Origin of the sequence: uncultured Devosia sp., assembly GCF_913055165.1 — a bacterium.
Taxonomy (GTDB): domain Bacteria; phylum Pseudomonadota; class Alphaproteobacteria; order Rhizobiales; family Devosiaceae; genus Devosia.
On the sequence record NZ_CAJXJS010000067.1, the window covers coordinates 1 to 17,032 of the forward strand.

Annotated in this window: 16 protein-coding genes; 1 reads left to right on the forward strand and 15 read right to left on the reverse strand. The window is 62.0% G+C overall.

The annotated features are described in order from the left end of the window. A partial coding sequence (gene proS / locus QZ564_RS16505; RefSeq protein ID WP_297112316.1) for a proline--tRNA ligase occupies nucleotides 1-948 on the reverse strand: 948 nt, incomplete at its 3' end. Between the two features lie 294 nt (nucleotides 949-1,242). On the opposite strand from proS, the gene QZ564_RS16510 reads away from it, so the two are divergent. Continuing rightward, nucleotides 1,243-1,569 (forward strand): MmcQ/YjbR family DNA-binding protein, encoded by a 327-nt coding sequence (locus QZ564_RS16510; protein ID WP_297112317.1) that lies wholly within the window; start codon nucleotides 1,243-1,245, stop codon nucleotides 1,567-1,569. A 1-nt stretch (nucleotide 1,570) separates the two neighbouring features. On the opposite strand, the gene QZ564_RS16515 is transcribed toward QZ564_RS16510, so the two are convergent. From QZ564_RS16515 to QZ564_RS16580, 14 genes are all read right to left on the reverse strand, one after another. After that, nucleotides 1,571-1,822: a DUF1467 family protein gene (locus QZ564_RS16515; RefSeq protein WP_297112319.1), complete on the reverse strand. Its 252-nt coding sequence runs from the start codon at nucleotides 1,820-1,822 to the stop codon at nucleotides 1,571-1,573. Nucleotides 1,823-1,993: 171 nt separating this feature from the next. Beyond that, nucleotides 1,994-3,667 carry a ribonuclease J gene (locus QZ564_RS16520; RefSeq protein WP_297112321.1) on the reverse strand — a complete coding sequence of 558 codons (1,674 nt, stop codon included), beginning with the start codon at nucleotides 3,665-3,667 and terminating at the stop codon, nucleotides 1,994-1,996. Nucleotides 3,668-3,743: 76 nt separating this feature from the next. Next, nucleotides 3,744-4,574, reverse strand: coding sequence for a biotin--[acetyl-CoA-carboxylase] ligase (locus tag QZ564_RS16525; RefSeq protein WP_297112323.1), 831 nt, complete (start codon nucleotides 4,572-4,574; stop codon nucleotides 3,744-3,746). Then, nucleotides 4,575-6,020, reverse strand: a complete 1,446-nt coding sequence (nuoN, locus tag QZ564_RS16530) for an NADH-quinone oxidoreductase subunit NuoN (protein ID WP_297112325.1) — start codon at nucleotides 6,018-6,020, stop codon at nucleotides 4,575-4,577. Between the two features lie 9 nt (nucleotides 6,021-6,029). Continuing rightward, nucleotides 6,030-7,613 carry an NADH-quinone oxidoreductase subunit M gene (locus tag QZ564_RS16535; RefSeq protein WP_297112327.1) on the reverse strand — a complete coding sequence of 528 codons (1,584 nt, stop codon included), beginning with the start codon at nucleotides 7,611-7,613 and terminating at the stop codon, nucleotides 6,030-6,032. Beyond that, on the reverse strand, nucleotides 7,613-9,721 hold the full coding sequence (gene nuoL / locus QZ564_RS16540; protein WP_297112329.1) for an NADH-quinone oxidoreductase subunit L: 2,109 nt from the start codon (nucleotides 9,719-9,721) through the stop codon (nucleotides 7,613-7,615). The genes QZ564_RS16535 and nuoL overlap by 1 nt, the downstream gene beginning before the upstream one ends. A gap of 10 nt (nucleotides 9,722-9,731) precedes the next feature. Next, nucleotides 9,732-10,040, reverse strand: a complete 309-nt coding sequence (gene nuoK / locus QZ564_RS16545; protein ID WP_297112343.1) for an NADH-quinone oxidoreductase subunit NuoK — start codon at nucleotides 10,038-10,040, stop codon at nucleotides 9,732-9,734. Between the two features lie 15 nt (nucleotides 10,041-10,055). Next, nucleotides 10,056-10,664, reverse strand: coding sequence for an NADH-quinone oxidoreductase subunit J (locus tag QZ564_RS16550; RefSeq protein ID WP_297112331.1), 609 nt, complete (start codon nucleotides 10,662-10,664; stop codon nucleotides 10,056-10,058). Nucleotides 10,665-10,676: 12 nt separating this feature from the next. Next, a complete protein-coding gene (gene nuoI / locus QZ564_RS16555; protein WP_297112345.1) occupies nucleotides 10,677-11,168 on the reverse strand; it encodes an NADH-quinone oxidoreductase subunit NuoI in 492 nt (163 codons plus the stop codon). Further along, nucleotides 11,165-12,262 carry an NADH-quinone oxidoreductase subunit NuoH gene (nuoH, locus tag QZ564_RS16560; RefSeq protein ID WP_297112333.1) on the reverse strand — a complete coding sequence of 366 codons (1,098 nt, stop codon included), beginning with the start codon at nucleotides 12,260-12,262 and terminating at the stop codon, nucleotides 11,165-11,167. Before nuoH ends, nuoI begins: the two co-directional genes overlap by 4 nt. A 9-nt stretch (nucleotides 12,263-12,271) precedes the next feature. Continuing rightward, the gene (nuoG, locus tag QZ564_RS16565) at nucleotides 12,272-14,374 is read right to left on the reverse strand and encodes an NADH-quinone oxidoreductase subunit NuoG (RefSeq protein WP_297112335.1); all 2,103 of its coding nucleotides are present in this window, start codon (nucleotides 14,372-14,374) and stop codon (nucleotides 12,272-12,274) included. A 4-nt stretch (nucleotides 14,375-14,378) separates the two neighbouring features. Then, nucleotides 14,379-15,686, reverse strand: coding sequence for an NADH-quinone oxidoreductase subunit NuoF (nuoF, locus tag QZ564_RS16570; protein ID WP_297112337.1), 1,308 nt, complete (start codon nucleotides 15,684-15,686; stop codon nucleotides 14,379-14,381). A gap of 2 nt (nucleotides 15,687-15,688) precedes the next feature. Further along, nucleotides 15,689-15,892 carry a hypothetical protein gene (locus QZ564_RS16575; RefSeq protein WP_116590446.1) on the reverse strand — a complete coding sequence of 68 codons (204 nt, stop codon included), beginning with the start codon at nucleotides 15,890-15,892 and terminating at the stop codon, nucleotides 15,689-15,691. Next, on the reverse strand, nucleotides 15,893-17,032 hold a 1,140-nt coding region (locus tag QZ564_RS16580), incomplete at its 5' end, for an NAD(P)H-dependent oxidoreductase subunit E (protein ID WP_297112341.1). It lies immediately after the preceding gene.

The window sequence follows — 17,032 nt, forward strand, 5'->3', positions numbered from 1 at the left end:
GTAGGAGCCCATGTGCACGATGGTTTCCTTGCCATCCTGGCCGGTGACGCTGGCCTTCATGGGCTCGGAATACTTGGTGCCGAAATAGAAGATGTGCCCCACTTCGATGCCGCGGGCGGAGACGCGCTTGTCCTCGGGGACGGCGGCTTCGTATTCGGCTTCGTCCACCATTTCCTCGGTGGCGGCGTAGAGCGAGGTCCAGTCGTTGAAGATCGGCTTCAGGTCGCCAAGGAAATCAGTCTCCTTGCCGGGAATGGGCTTTTCCAACAGGTCGCGGTGGCAGAAGACCTGGCTTTCTCCGGTTTCGGCCAGGATGATCCACTCGTGGCTGAGATCGCCACCGATGGGGCCGGTATCGGCGCGCATGGGAATGGCAGTCAGGCCCATGCGGGCATAGGTCCTGAGATAGGCCACAAACATGCGCTCATAGGCCTTGACCGCATCTTCCTTCGTCAGGTCGAAGCTATAGGCGTCCTTCATCAGGAATTCGCGGGACCGCATGGTGCCGAAGCGCGGGCGCACCTCGTCACGGAACTTCCACTGGATGTGGTAGAGGTTGAGCGGTAGGTCCTTGTAGGACTTCACATAGGCCCGGAAGATGTCGGTGATCATCTCCTCATTGGTCGGACCATAGAGGAATTCGCGCTCGTGCCGGTCCTCGATGCGCAGCATCTCCTTGCCGTAGGCGTCATAGCGCCCCGACTCGCGCCAGAGATCAGCGGACTGGATGGTGGGCATCAAAAGTTCGATCGCGCCAGAGCGGTTCTGCTCCTCTTCGATGATCTTCTGAACCTTCATCAGCACCTTGTAGCCGAGCGGCAGCCACGAATAGAGGCCTGAGGCCTGCTGGCGGATCATGCCGGCACGCAGCATCAACCGATGCGAGACGATCTCGGCTTCCTTGGGCACATCACGCAGCACCGGCAGGAAATAGCGGGAAAGGCGCATGGGAACTCCAGGAAAAGGTCTTCGACTCGTGGGTTTGCTTGATGCCCACTCAAATCGCAAGCGTCCATTCGATGCAAGCATGCAAGCTATGCAGAATCTACTTGGCAGACTGAAAAACCCTTGTTAGGGTCCCGGCCAATAAAACAAAGGCGGCCCAAACCGCCGGACGTCGACAACGTCAAGGGAGGAGCGTTGGCAGCCGCTTCGTAGCGCGCCTAAGACCAACGTATTGTCGAACAAACTCTTTCAAGCAGGGCCGAGTGCCCTGCTTTTTTGTTTCTGGATCATATCGCTATGGCCGATTCTCAAACTTTCACGCGAATTGCGCTTGCTTTGCCCGGAACCGTTTCCGCGCCGCATTTCGATCGCACCGCTTTCAAGGTGAAGCGCACCTTTGCGACGCATGCAGCAGACGGATTGAGCGCCAACCTCAAGCTCACGCCGGAGGAGCAGCAATTCAAATGCATGGTCGCGCCGGAGCTGTTTGAAGCCATCGATAATGGCTGGGGGCGTCAGGGGTGGACGACCATGCATCTGCAGCCGGCAAACGAGAAGGACATCGCGGCGGCGCTGGAAATGGCACACGCCCATGCAGTGCCTGGCCGGCCGTCGAAACGATAGTTCAGCGGTTCCAGTAGGCCTGGAGGGTTTCGTTGCCGAGGCCCCAGAGCAGCAAGGCGGTAAAGCCGGCCGCCAGGGCGGTGGTGATCAGGCCCTTGGTTATCAGGCGCGGCGCCACCGGGGCGCCGGGATCGCTGCCGCGCACGATATCCGCGCCGGTTTCGTGATGGCTATGGCTGCCGATGGGCAGGACGGCCACGAAAGTGAGCCACCAGACCACAAAATAGACGGCGATGATCGAACCGATTTGCATGGCGCTACCTAACGCGGAAACGGGGCCATTGGGAAGCGGCGCGGTGTCGCGGCCAGTTGGTTCAGACTCGACCGCTGCTCCCCGGCAAGGACGAAATGGGTCAGCCTTCGCCTCCCTCCCCTTGATGGGGAGGGAATGGGGGTGGGGAGACGGGTATGACCGGGCGGCCTGCTATACGCGATGCACGAAAACGGAAACGTTGGGCTTGCGGCCCCAGAAACCGTTGACCTCGTTGCGGATGGCCTTGAAGAGCGCCGAGTTGAGCACTTCGGGATCACTGCGGCGCTTGTTGGGCATGGACTTGATGACCCCGGCAACAGTGTCTTCGATAAGTTCGGTGACAGACTCGTCCTCGGTTTCGGGCAGACCTTCAACCACGAGATCAGGCCCGGACACGATCTGGCCGCCGCCATTGACGCACAGGCTGACAATCACCATGCCGCCGAATGAGAGGCGCCGGCGCCCTTTGACGCCGCTTTCCTCCGGCGTACAGAGCACGAGGCCATCAAGGTAGAGTTCGCCCGTGCGGACCTCCGCCGGATAGGCCATCGGTTCCGGGAACAGCCGGACCATATCGCCATTACGGGCTTCGCAGACATTGGGAATGCCCTCCTCGCGGCCGAGCCTGGCATGGGCCTGCAGGTGCAGGGCCTCGCCATGGACCGGCACCAGAACCTCGGGCTTCACCCAGGAATAGAGCTTGCGCAACTCGCCGCGGCGCGGGTGACCGGTGACATGCACGAGCGCATCATTGGCGGTGATGAGTTCAACACCCTTGTCGATCAGCAGGTTCTGGATATCGATGACCTCGCGCTCATTACCCGGGATGGCCCAGGACGAGAAGATCATGCGGTCGCCCGCATTGAGATCGATCACCGGATGGTCGCCACGCGCGATGCGGGCAATGGCGGCCCGAGCCTCACCCTGGCTGCCGGTGCAGATGAGCACACATTTGTCGCGGGGGATGGATTTGTAGGCGTCCTGGTCGTGCAGGGTCGGCAGGCCCTCGAGCATGCCCAGTTCCCTGGCAATGCCCATGATGCGGTGAAGCGAACGGCCGGACAGCACGACCTGGCGACCGGCCTTGTGGGCGGCCCGCACAATGGACACCACACGTCCCACATTGGATGCGAAAGTGGTAACCGCGACACGGTGCGGCGCCTCGGCAATCAGCTTGGCAAGGTTGTCCCCGATCTCCTGCTCGCTGGGGCTTTCGCCATCCTTGAGAGCATTGGTCGAGTCACAGATCAGGGCCAGCGGAGAGGAGGTGTCCTCGCCGATCTTCTGGAGGCGCTCCACATTGGTCGGCGCATTGATGACCGGGGTCGGGTCGAGCTTCCAGTCGCCGGTATGCAGGGCCCGGCCAATCGGCGTGGTGATCAACAGCGCATTTGATTCGGGAATCGAGTGAGCGACGTTGATCGCCTCGATGGTGAAGGGGCCGACCTCGAAGGGCTTGCCAGGCTGCATGATGGTGACGTCGACATTTTCGACGATCCCGTCCCCTGCCCGCTTGGCGGCCAGCATGGCGGCCGTAAAGGGTGTGGCATAGACGGGCTTGTCGAAGACCGGCCAGAGATCGAGCACGGCGCCATAATGGTCTTCGTGGCTATGGGTCAGGATCAGAGCCAGGACATCGTCGGCATTCTCCTCGAGAAACTCGGGATTGGCCATGATGAGTTCGATACCGGGCAGATCCGGGCCGCCGAAGCTGACGCCGCAATCGACCACAATCCATTTGCGCCGGCGGGCGGGGCCGAAGCCATAGGCGCCCATATTCATGCCAATTTCGCCAACGCCGCCGAGCGGCACGAAGACGAGTTCATCCCTTTGGTTCTTAGCCATGGGTTATCTTATTCCTTTGTCTGGGCCGACGCCGGACGATCTGATGGTCGCCGGTCGCCTGCCCCTTATGTTGTGGTCAGCTTCGGGCGCTGGCCGTTGCCCCAAAATGCACATCGCCCGCCGTGATCGGATGCCGCGCGCCGTCGTCGTCGCGGATGATCAACCGACCCGAGGAGTCGATGGTTTCAAAAATGCCCCGGCGAACCACGCCGTCCTGGCTGATGGCCACCGGCGCCCCAATGCCGGCAGCAGAACTGCGCCAGCGCTTGAGCACCGCGGCAACGCCGTGTCCGTCGTTCCAGAGACCAAATGCCTCTACCCAGGCATCCGAGAGCGCTTCGAACACGTCTTCGGCGGTCCGCTCGATGCCCAGGGCCCGCAGAGAGGTCGCCGGATAGGGAACGCCCTCTGGTGCCGCGACAATGTTTACACCGATGCCAATGATAATTGCAGTGCGACCATCCCGGGTCTTGCTGGATTCGAGCAGGATACCGGCAAGCTTGGCGCCATCGGCCAGCACGTCATTGGGCCATTTGAGCGCAATCCGCGATCGTCCGTCGAGGTCATCGGCACCATCAATACCAACGCGCACCATGCCGCCTGGCAGAATTGCCGAGAGGCCGGTATTGAGCGCAACCCCCGCCACGAAGCCCAGCGTGGCAATGATATCGGCCGGCGCGTCCGGCACGACCAGGAGGCTTGCTGCCAGATTGCCCGAGGGGCTGTGCCATTCCCTGCCCCGGCGGCCGCGGCCGGCCGTCTGCTGCAACGCGGCAAACCAGATGCCACCCGGATCACCAGCAGTTGCGGCGGCTAACGCTTCGCTATTGGTCGAGCCAATCGAGTCGAAGCCCGCAAGCCGGTATCCGGCATCGCGGGCCTTCTGACCCAGACGGAAGTCAGCCACCTAGAACAGGCTTCCCGCGGCAGTATGCGCCCAGGACGCGAGCGGATTGCCGACAGTGAAGTAGAAGGTGACGATCAGAAAGCCAAAGACGGCCATGAGGACATTGAGTTCCCCCGGCACAGCCGCAAACTCCGCCTTGGGCTCATCGAAATACATCACCTTGACGACCCGCAGGTAGTAGAAGGCACTGACGGCCGAAGCCAGCATGCCGATGACCGAGAGGACATAAAGATTGGCTTCGATAGCGGCCAGGAAAACCTGCCACTTGGCAAAGAACCCGGCCAGCGGCGGCAGACCGATCAGCGAGAACATGACGATGGCCATGACCGCTGCCACGAAGGGGCGGGCCTTGGACGCACCGGCGAGATCGTCGATGGTCTCGACATAGCCCTTGTCCGTCCGCAGCGACAGGACGCAGGCGAAAAGCGCAACCGTCATGCCCACATAGATGGCCATATAGATGGCGACGCCTTCAACGCCCACTTGCGTGCCCGAAGACAGGCCAACCAGGGCAAAACCAACATGGCCGATAGAGGAATAGGCGATCAGGCGCTTGATCGACTGCTGGCCGATTGCGGCGAAGGCCGCCAGGACCATGGAGGCGATGGAGAGGAAGATGACGATCTGCTGCCAGTCGGAGGTAATTGGGGCAAAGGTGTCCATCACCAGACGGATCATCAGCGTCATGGCCGCAACCTTGGGCGCCATGGCGAAGAAGGCCGTCACCGGGGTCGGTGCACCTTCATAGACGTCGGGCGTCCACATGTGGAACGGCACGGCCGAGATCTTGAAGGCGATGCCGGCCAGCAGGAACACCACGCCGAAGATCAGGCCGATGGAGCGGCCTTCATTGGCGATGGCGACAACGATCTCGCCCAGATTGGTGTGTCCGGTGAAGCCGTAGATCAGCGAGGCGCCGTAGAGCAGCAGCCCTGAGGATAGCGCACCGAGCACGAAGTATTTGAGGCCCGCTTCCGAAGCGCGTGCGTCATCGCGCTTGATCGCGGCCATGACGTAGAGCGAAAGGGACTGCAGTTCGAGGCCGACATAAAGGCTCATCAGGTCGTTGGCCGAAACCATGACCATCATGCCGAGCGTGGCGAGCAGCGCCAGCACGGAATATTCGTACTTGTGGACGCCGTTTTCCTCGGCATTGGACATGCCCAGGATCAGCGCCAGGCCGGCGCCGCCAATGACCAGGACCTTCATGAAGCGGCCGAAGCTGTCGGCGATGAAGAGCCCGTTGAAGACCACGCCGTCGGCCGGCTGCAACATGACGAGCAGGCCGGTCGCGGCCAGCAGGCCCACGGACAGCCAGGAGACAAGCGCCGACCGTTCCTTGTTGATCACCACGCCGACGAGCAGCAGGACGAGCACGCCCAATGCCATGAGCACTTCGGGATGGGCGGGAGCCAGGCTCGCGAAATCGGTAACGTCAGAGTTCACGTCAGTCTCCTAGTGCGCAGCAGGCTCGGCCGCATGGTCATCGGCCGGCTGGGCCGCGCCTTCGGCAGGCGCGACATATTCAAGAGGGGCGCGTTCATCGGCGAGGGCCACGGCGGGATCAGCGCCAATGGAAGCCGAATATTGCGCAACCAGATTGTCGACCGCAGCGGCAGTCGTATCGAGGATCGGGGCCGGATAGAAGCCGAACACCACGGTCAGCACGATCAGCGGATAGAGCACCACTTTCTCGCGCAGGTTGAGGTCGAGGATACCCTTGAGGCTGTCCTTGGTCAGTGCGCCGAAAATCACCCGGCGATAGAGCCAGAGGGCATAGCCGGCCGAGAAGATCACGCCAAAGGCCGCACCGAAAGCCACCCAGGTATTGACCTGGAAGACGCCGATCATGGTGAGGAATTCACCGACGAAGCCAGAGGTGCCAGGCAGGCCGACATTGGCCATGGTGAAGACCATGAAGGCGAACGCATATTGCGGCATGCGTTCGACGAGGCCGCCATAGGCCGAGATCTCGCGGGTGTGCATGCGGTCATAGATAACGCCGACGCAGAGGAAGAGCGCGCCCGAGACGATGCCGTGGCTGATCATCTGGAACATGGCGCCCTGGATGCCCAGGGCATTGCCGGCAAAGATACCCATGGTCACGAAACCCATATGGGCAACCGACGAATAGGCGATCAGCTTCTTGATGTCGGTCTGCACCAGGGCGACCAGCGAAGTCAGGATGATGGCGGCAACCGAGAGCACGAAGACGAAGTTGGCAAACTGCGCCGAGGCTTCGGGGAACATGGGCAGGCTGAAGCGCAGGAAGCCGTAGCCACCAAGCTTCAGGAGGATTGCGGCAAGGATTACCGAACCAGCGGTCGGGGCCTGCACGTGGGCCTCGGGCAACCAGCGGTGGAAGGGCCACATCGGCATCTTGACCGCCAACGAGGCGAAGAAGGCCAGCCAGAGCCAGGTCTGCATCCCAACCGGGAATTCATGGCCGAGGAGGCGGATGATGTCGGTGGTGCCGGCGTCCCAGTACATGCCCATCATGGCGAGCAGCATCAGCACCGAGCCGATGAAGGTGTAGAAGAAGAACTTGTAGCTGGCCTGGATACGCGCGGACCCGCCCCAGATGCCGATGATCAGGAACATCGGCAGCAGCGTGCCTTCGAAGAAGACATAGAACATGGCCAGATCGAGCGTGGTGAAGACGCCGATCATCAGCGTCTCGAGCACCAGGAACACGATCATGTATTCCTTGACGCGGCTGTCGACATCCCAACTGGCCAGCACGGCCGCGGGCATGAGCAGCGCGGTCAGCACCACAAAGAGCACGGAGATGCCGTCAACGCCGACACGATAGCCGATCGTGTCGCCGATCCAGGGCATGTTGACCACGAACTGGAAGCCGGCGCTTGACGCGTCGAAAGCCTGCCAGAGAGCCAGGGAGAGCACGAAGACAACCAATGTGGTGGCCAGCGAGATCCAGCGGATGGCACTCAGCGCCGTCTTGGGCGTGAACATCAGGATGGCGGCGCCGAGCACCGGCAGCCAGGTCAGGATCGTAAGGATGGAGTTCTCGAAGGTCATCAGATCAGTCCCCCGGCCGCAATGGCCCAGGTCAGCAGCGCCGCGATGCCGATCAGCATGGCGAAGGCATAGTGGTAGAGATAGCCGGACTGGAGCTTGACGACCCAGCTGGTGACGTTCTGGACGCGACGACCTAGGCCTTCGGCGATCTTGCCGTCGACCAGCCAGTCATCGAAGCCCTTCCAGACGGCATTGCCGATCCAGAGCGCAGGCTTGACGAAGATCGTGTTGTAGAGCTCGTCGAAGTACCACTTGTTGAGCAGGAACTGATACAGCCCCGGATTGCTGGCAGCGAGACGGCCGGGCACGTCGGGTCGGCGGATATACATGTACCAGGCCGAGGCGAAGCCAATGATCATGGCGATGGTGGCGCTCCACTTGACCCAGGTCGGAACATGGTGGGCGTCCTCGATGATCTGGTGGTCGACATAGATCGAGCCGGCGAAGAAGTGCTCGATGTGCTCCACATCGTGGAAGAACATGCCGTAGAAGACGACACCGGCCAGCACTGCACCGACGGCCAGCACATAGAGCGGCACCAGCATGACATTGGGCGACTCATGGGCGTGGTCATAGGCCGAACCATGATGGCCGTGGTCGCCGTGATCATCGGCATTGCTGTCGTTGATGGGCTCGTCATGACTTTCGAGAGCCGCATGGGCAGGATCGGGATGCGGACCTTCGCCATGGTGCTGCGGATCGCGCGGCGAGCCGTGGAAGGTCAGGTGCACCAGGCGCCAGGAGTAGAAGCTGGTGAACAGCGCCGCCACGACCAACAGCCAGAAGGCCAGGGAGCCGACATTGCCGCCATAAGCATAGGCGCTTTCGATGATGGCGTCCTTGGAGAAGAAGCCGGCGAAACCGAAATTGGTGCCCGGAATGCCGACACCGGTCAGGGCCAGCGTACCGATCATCATCATAGCGTAGGTGATGGGGATCTTCTTCCTGAGGCCACCCATGTTCCGCATGTCCTGCTCATGGTGCATCGCATGGATAACCGAGCCGGCGCCCAGGAACAGCAGGGCCTTGAAGAAGGCGTGAGTGAACAGGTGGAAGATACCGGCCGAATAGGCCCCCACACCCAATGCCACGAACATGTAGCCGAGCTGCGAACAGGTCGAATAGGCGATAACGCGCTTGATATCGTTCTGGACGAGGCCAACCGTCGCCGCAAAGAAGGCGGTGATGGCGCCGATGACGATGACCACGGTCAGCGCCACTGGAGAGGTTTCGAACAGCGGCGACAGGCGCGCAACCATGAACACACCCGCTGTCACCATGGTGGCGGCATGGATCAGCGCCGACACGGGGGTCGGGCCTTCCATGGCGTCGGGCAGCCAGGTGTGCAGCAAAAACTGTGCGGACTTGCCCATCGCGCCCATGAAGAGCAGCAGGCAAACCACGGTCATGGCGTCCAGTTCCCAGGCGAGGAACTGAATGACCGGAAGGCCGGTCACTGCAAATTCGTCGGCCGCATGGAATGCGCCATCGAAGTCGATATGGCCAAGTACCATGAAGGCGCCAAAGATGCCGAGGGCAAAGCCGAAGTCGCCGACGCGGTTGACGATGAAGGCTTTCATTGCGGCCGCCGTGGCCGAGGGCCGGGTGTACCAGAAGCCAATCAGCAGATAGGACGCCAGGCCCACACCTTCCCAGCCGAAGAACATCTGCAGGAAATTGTCCGCCGTCACCAGCATCAGCATGGCGAAGGTAAAGAGCGAGAGATAGGCGAAGAAGCGCGACCGATGCGGGTCCTCTTCCATGTAGCCGATGGAATAGACATGGACGAGCGCAGATACGGTGTTGACGACCACCAGCATGACGGCCGTCAGCGTATCGACGCGCAGGATCCAGCGCAGATCCATGTCGCCGACCTGAATCCAACGCATCACCTCCACCTTGAGCACGGCCGCATGTCCATCGCCCACGGCGCCAACAAGGCCGTCCCCGAAGGCGACGGGGATGAACACGACCCAGCTCAGCACGGCCGCAATCAGTAGCAGGCCGGTGGTGATGAATTCAGATGGCCGATGGCCGATGGAACGGCCGAGAAGACCGGCCACAAGCGCCCCGATAAGGGGCAGGAAAACAATCGCCTGAATGATCATAGCGGTGCTCTTAGCCCTTCATCATATTGACGTCTTCAACCGCGATGGAGCCGCGGTTGCGGTAGAAGATCACAAGGATGGCGAGACCGATGGCGGCCTCGGCGGCGGCCACGGTGAGGATCATCATCGCGAAGACCTGGCCCTGCAGATCCTGCAGGTGGGCACTGAACGCCACGAGGTTTAGATTCACCGCCAAGAGGATCAATTCCACCGACATCAGGATGACGATGATGTTCTTGCGGTTGATGAAGATACCGAACACGCCCAGCGTGAACAGGATTGCCGCTACGGTCAGGTAATGACCGAGCCCGATTTCCAAGCCCATGATAACCCCCTATAGCCCCTGACCGCTCTTGACCTTGACGTTGCGCACCGTCTCGCTGGGTTTGCGACCCAGTTGCGCGGCGGTGCTCTGCCGCTTGATACCCGTCCGGTGCCGCAGGGTCAGCACGATGGCGCCGATCATGGCGACCAGCAGAACCGCCGCCGCTCCCTGGAACAGGAAGACATAGCGTGTGTAGAGCACCTGCCCCAGGGCACGCGTGTTTTCCATGGTCACATCGATGGGCAGGCCACCAGCGCCCACGACTTCCGGGGCAATGACAAAACTGCCCGCAACCAGCAGGAGCTCCAGGAACAGGATGCCCCCCACGACCATGCCAATGGGCGCGTATGCGAGCAGGCCGGACTTGAGCTCGGCGAAGTCGACATCGATCATCATCACGACGAAGAGGAACAACACCGCGACAGCGCCGACATAGACCACGATCAGCAGCAGCGCCAGGAACTCGGCGCCGGCCAGCATGAACAGGCCAGCCGCGTTGACGAAGGCCAGGATCAGGAACAGCACCGCATGCACGGGATTGCGCGCGGAGATGACCATGAAGGCCGACGCCACGGTGATGGCGGCGAAAACGTAGAAGAAGAACAGCGGAAGGGTCATGCTCTTCCCTCGTTAGCGGTAAGGCGCGTCGGCAGCCAGGTTGGCCGCGATTTCACGCTCCCACCTGTCGCCATTGCTGAGGAGCTTCTCTTTCGAGAAATAGAGCTCCTCGCGCGTTTCAGTTGCGAATTCGAAGTTCGGGCCTTCGACGATGGCATCGACCGGGCAGGCTTCCTGGCAGAAGCCACAATAGATGCACTTCACCATGTCGATGTCGTAGCGCACGGTGCGGCGGGTGCCGTCGTTCTGGCGCGGGCCGGCTTCGATGGTGATGGCCTGGGCCGGGCAGATGGCTTCGCACAGCTTGCAGGCAATGCAGCGCTCTTCGCCATTGGGATAGCGCCTGAGGGCGTGCTCGCCACGGAAGCGCGGTGACACCGGGCCCTTTTCGAAGGGGTAGTTGATGGTGGGCTTGGCGCCGAAGAAATAACGCATGGCCAGGAAAAAGGCCGATACGAATTCCTTGAGCAGCAGCGTGTTGACGATCTGTCCGACGCGCATCAGGCAACTCCCCCGTGCCAGCCCCAGCCAGTGAGCTGGAGAACGAAAGCGACGATCACGACCATGATCAGCGAGAGCGGCAGGAACAGCTTCCAGCCGATCCGCATGAGCTGGTCGTAGCGATAGCGGGGCACGATGGCCTTTGCCATGGCAAACATGAAGAAGACGAGGGTTACCTTGATAAAGAACCAGATGACGCCCGGAATCCAGGTGAAGGGCGGCAGGTCGATCGGTGCGGCCCAGCCACCCAGGAACAGGATGGTGGTCATGGCGCACATGAGCAGGATGGCGATGTACTCACCGAGCATGAACAGCAGGTAAGGCGTGGCCGAATATTCGGTCATGAAACCGGCCACCAGCTCGGACTCGCCTTCCACCATGTCGAAGGGCGGGCGGTTGGTCTCGGCCAGGGCCGAAATGTAGAACACCACGAACATCGGGAAGAGCGGCAGCCAGAACCAGTTGAGGAACGAAAGCCACGGCACGCCCAGGGCATGCGCCAGGCCCATTTCGGACTGGGCGATCACGATGTCATTGAGGTTCAACGATCCCACGCAGAGCAGCACGGTGATGATGACGAGGCCGATGGAGACTTCGTAGCTGACCATTTGCGCGGCGGCGCGAAGCGCACCGAAGAAGGGATATTTCGAGTTCGAGGCCCAGCCACCGATGATGACGCCATAGACGCCGAGCGACGAGATGCCGAGCAGATAGAGAATGCCGATATTGATGTTCGCCATGGCCCAGCCATTGTCGACCGGGACAACGGCCCAGCCGGCAAGCGCCAGCGTCGCCGTGATCAGCGGCGCCAGCAGGAACAGCACCTTGTCGGCACCGGCGGGAATGACCGCTTCCTTGACCAGGAACTTCAGCAGGTCGGCAAAGGACTGCAACAGGCCGAAGGGACCGACGACATTGGGACCACGGCGCATCTGCACGGCCGCCCAGACCTTGCGGTCGGCCAGCAGGATGAAGGCGGTGAAGATCAGGAGACCGACGAGCAGGCCGAGAGCCTTGTAGACAAAGCCGATCTGGGCACCCCAACCGAAGACGGGGATGCCGAGCAGGTAGTCGAGGGCCGCGAGTATAAAGTCCATTGTGCTCCCCTACTCCGCGGCCTGCTTGAGACCCGCAGCCATCTGCGCGCATTCGGCCATGGTGGCCGAGGCGCGGGCAATCGGATTGCTGAGATAGAAATCAGTCACCAGCGACGCATAGGGCGCCGACTTGGTCTTGATGGCGGCCTTGGCCAGCTTCTTGACATCATCCACCGACCCGGCGGCGATCTCGTCGATGCGGGCCAGATGGGGGAATTCGGCATAGAGTGCCGCGCGCAGCTGGGCCAGCGAATTATAGGGCAGAGCCTGGCCGATGGCACCGCTGAGCGCCCGGATGATCGCCCAGTCTTCCTTGGCGTCGCCCGGCGGGAACACGGCGCGGGTGGTGACCTGCACGCGGCCCTCGGTGTTCACATAGGTGCCGGACTTTTCGGTATAGGTCGCGCCAGGCAGGATGACATCGGCGCGGTGCGCGCCCTTGTCACCATGGCTGCCGATATAGACGACAAACGCCTTGCCCATGGCCGACATGTCGTATTCGTCGGCGCCGAGCAGGAAGAGCACGTCGAGTTCACCCTTGCCGGCAAGACCGATCTGGTCGGCCGAGCAGACGCCACCATCATGCGGCACGAAGCCGATATCGAGACCGCCGACGCGGCTGGCGGCGTTGTGCAGCAGCGCAAAGCCGTTCCAGCCCTCTTCGACATTGGCGCCGGTGGCCAGCTTGGCGGCAAGCGCGATGGTATCGCGACCGGCCTGCTTGCCGAGAGTGGCGTGCGAGACAGCGCCTTCGCCCACAATGATCAGCGGGTGCTTGGCGTTCTTGAGCGTCTCGGCAAAGGCGCCCTTGCCAGCGGCAAGATCGGCCAGGCTTTCAAAGCCGGAACCCAGATATTCGTAGGCATAGGTCAGGTCCACCTGCTCGCCGATGACGGCGATGGGCAGGTTGGTGGCGCGCCAGGTCTTGCGAATGCGCGCATTGATCAACGACGCTTCCTTGCGCGGATTGGCGCCGATGATGAGGATGGCGTCGGCCTGTTCGATCCCGGCAATGGTCGGGTTGAAGAGGTAAGCCGAGCGCGGCATGGACGGGTCGATGCCCGACATGGCCGGACGGACGTCGGTCATGCCAGAACCGATCGAGGCGAGCAGGCCCTTGAGGGCATACATTTCCTCGACCGCGGCGAGATCGCCGGCGATGGCGCCGACCTTGTTGCCGGCCTTCTTGACCTTGGCGGCGACAGCGGCCAGCGCTTCGTCCCAGGTGGCAGCCTGCAGCTTGCCGGACTTGCGCACATAGGGCCGGTCGAGCCGCTGGCTCTTCAGGCCATCCCAGATGAAGCGGGTCTTGTCCGAAATCCACTCTTCGTTGATGGCCTCGTTGATGCGCGGCAGCACGCGCATGACTTCGCGGCCACGGCTGTCGACGCGGATGGCCGAACCGACGGCATCCATTACGTCGATGGATTCGGTCTTGGTCAGCTCCCAGGGACGGGCGTGGAATTCGTAGGGTTTGGAGGTGAGCGCACCGACCGGGCAGAGGTCGATGACATTGCCCTGCAGTTCGCTGGTCAGGGCGCGTTCCAGATAGGGCGTGATCTCGGCGTCTTCGCCGCGGCCAAGCAGACCCAGCTCGGAAATGCCGGCGACCTCGGTGGTGAAGCGGACGCAGCGCGTGCAGTGAATGCAGCGGTTCATCGAGGTCTTGATCAGCGGGCCCATGTATTTGTCTTCGACTGCGCGCTTGTTCTCGTGGAAGCGCGAGCCGGAGACACCATAGGCCATGGCCTGGTCCTGCAGGTCACACTCGCCACCCTGATCGCAGATCGGGCAATCGAGCGGATGGTTGATCAGCAGGAATTCCATCACACCTTCACGGGCCTTCTTGACCATGGGCGTGTTGGTGAACATTTCGGGCGGTTCGCCATTGGGGCCGGGACGCAGGTCCTTGACCGACATGGCGCAGCTTGCCTGCGGCTTTGGCGGCCCGCCCTTCACTTCGACCAGGCACATGCGGCAATTGCCGGCCACCGACAGGCGCTCGTGGTAGCAGAAGCGCGGAATTTCCGCACCAGCCGCCTCGGCGGCCTGCATCAGGGTGTAGTGATCGGGGACTTCGATAAGCTGCCCGTCGACTTTGATATTGGCCATTGTCTTACTCCGCCGCGATCGACGGAACGGCGCCGTCGCTGGTGGATGAATAGGTATATTGCTCGATCCGCGCCTCGATGGTGGGGCGGAAATTGCGGATCAGGCCCTGGATCGGCCAGGCGGCCGCGTCGCCCAGGGCGCAGATGGTGTGACCTTCGATCTGCTTGGTCACTTCGAACAGCATGTCGATCTCGCGCTTCTGGGCACGGCCCTGCACCATGCGTTCCATGACGCGCATCATCCAGCCCGTACCTTCGCGGCACGGCGTGCACTGGCCGCAGCTCTCATGCTTGAAGAAGGCCGAGATGCGCCAGATGGCCTTGATGATGTCGGTGGACTTGTCCATGACGATCATGCCGCCGGTGCCGAAGCTCGACTTCTTCTCGCGCATGCCGTCGAAGTCCATGATGGCATCCATCATGTCCTCGCCGCGCACGACCGGGCAGGATGCGCCGCCGGGAATGACCGCCAGCAGGTTGTCCCAGCCACCGCGGATGCCGCCACAATGCTTTTCGATGATGTCCTTGAAGCTCTCGCCCAGGGCTTCCTCGAAGGTGGCCGGCTTGTTCACATGGCCCGAGACCATGAACAGCTTGGTACCGACATTGTTCGGGCGGCCGATGGACGAGAACCAGGCGCCGGAGCGGCGCAGGATTTCGGGCACAACGGCAATGGATTCGACATTGTTGACGGTGGTCGGGTTGCCATAGACGCCCATGCCAGCCGGGAATGGCGGCTTGAGGCGCGGCTGGCCCTTCTTGCCTTCAAGGCTCTCCATCAGCGCGGTTTCTTCACCGCAGATATAGGCGCCGGCGCCGTGGTGGACGATGATGTCCAGATCCCAGCCGTGGATATTGTCCTTGCCGATCAGCTTGGCGTCATAGGCTTCCTGGACGGCTTCCTCGAGGCGCTGGCGTTCACGGATGAACTCGCCGCGCACATAGATGAAGGCCAGGTGCGCATCCATGGCGCGGCAGGCCAGAAGGCAGCCTTCGATCAGGTGATGCGGATCGTGGCGCAGGATTTCGCGGTCTTTGCAGGTGCCGGGCTCGGATTCGTCGGCATTGACCAGGAGGTAATGCGGGCGTCCGTCGGACTGCTTGGGCATGAACGACCATTTGAGGCCCGTCGGGAAGCCGGCACCGCCGCGGCCGCGCAGGCCGGACGACTTGACTTCATTGGTGATCCAGTCGCGTCCGGAATCGATGAATTCCTTGGTCCCAACCCATGAGCCGCGCTCACGCGCGCCCTCCAGCCGCCAGTCGTGGTGGCCGTAGAGATTGGTGAAAATGCGATCCTTGTCAGCGAGCATGATCAGCTTTTCCGCTTCAACAAAAAGACAAACCAGGCAGCAACCCCGATTGCCGCCCCCACTGCCGCAGCCACGAAGCTGGGCAGTGCAATATTGAGAACCATCTCGAAACCAGTGACGATGAACGTACCCAGCACCGCATAGACCACGCCTACGGCGTAGTCCGCGATGGTCAGAGCCCGAAAATCGATGCCACCGATGGTCATTTAGCGCGGGTCCTTCCCAAAGACCTTGCGATATTCCTCGACGCCACCCTTGGCGAGCGCCTTGGCCTGCTTGAGCCAGTCGTCACGCTCGATACGGCCCTTGAAGTTCAGGACGTCATCGACACGGGTGATGTCGGCCTTCTTGAACTTGGCGATCTGGTCGTATCGGGTGATGCCCAGGGCGTTGAGCTTGCGCTCGATCACCGGGCCAACGCCGGAAATCAGCTTGAGGTCATCGGCCGCGCCCTCGGGACGCTCGAACAGAGGCGTGAGTTCACCCCCCTTCTCGGCGGTCGGCACGACCTCCTTGGGATCGGCCGCAGGTGCCTTCACCGCTGGCTTTGTCTTCTTGACGGAAGCCGAGGCTCCGCCAATGCCGGGCTCTGAGGCGCGGGCCTTGCCCACGGCCTTGCCCTCATCGACGCCTTCGGCCTTCGATTCTGCGCCGGTCGCGCCTTCGCGCATCGCCGTGTTCGGCGAACCGTCGGCACCCGCAGCGGCATCTGCCTTGATGCGCTCTGCTTCGGCCTTGGCCTGGCTCACCTTGGCCTTCTTCGGTGTGCCCTTGATGGCCGGCGCATTCTCGGCCGCCACGTCCTTGGGCTTGGCTGCGGTATCGGGCTCGGTCTTCGGCGCAGGCGCCGCAGCGGCCGGGGCGGCGGCGGCAGCATCAGGCGCCGGAGGCGGCACGAATTTCTCGCGCTTGGCAGTCGGCTGCTCGAGCAGAGTCGTCCGGCCACCCATGGCCGCCGACGTCTGGCGGTCAATCTGCGGACCGGGCTTGATGGTGTCCCCTTTGCCGGCAGCAAAGGCGTCCACGATCTCTTCCATGCGCTCAGGCGTCAGGTCTTCGTAAGTGTCATGGTAGATCATGACCATGGGCGCGTTGACGCAGGCGCCGAGACACTCGACCTCTTCCCAGCTCATCGTCCCATCTTCATTGAGATGGTGCGGCTCGGGGTGGATCTTGTTCTTGCAGACCTCGATCAGGTCGCCAGCACCGCGCAGCATGCAGGGCGTGGTGCCGCAGACCTGGATATGGGCGTTCTTGCCGACCGGAGCCAGCTGGAACTGGGTGTAGAAGGTCGCCACTTCGAGCACGCGGATATAGGGCATATCCAGCATCTCGGCGACCTTTTC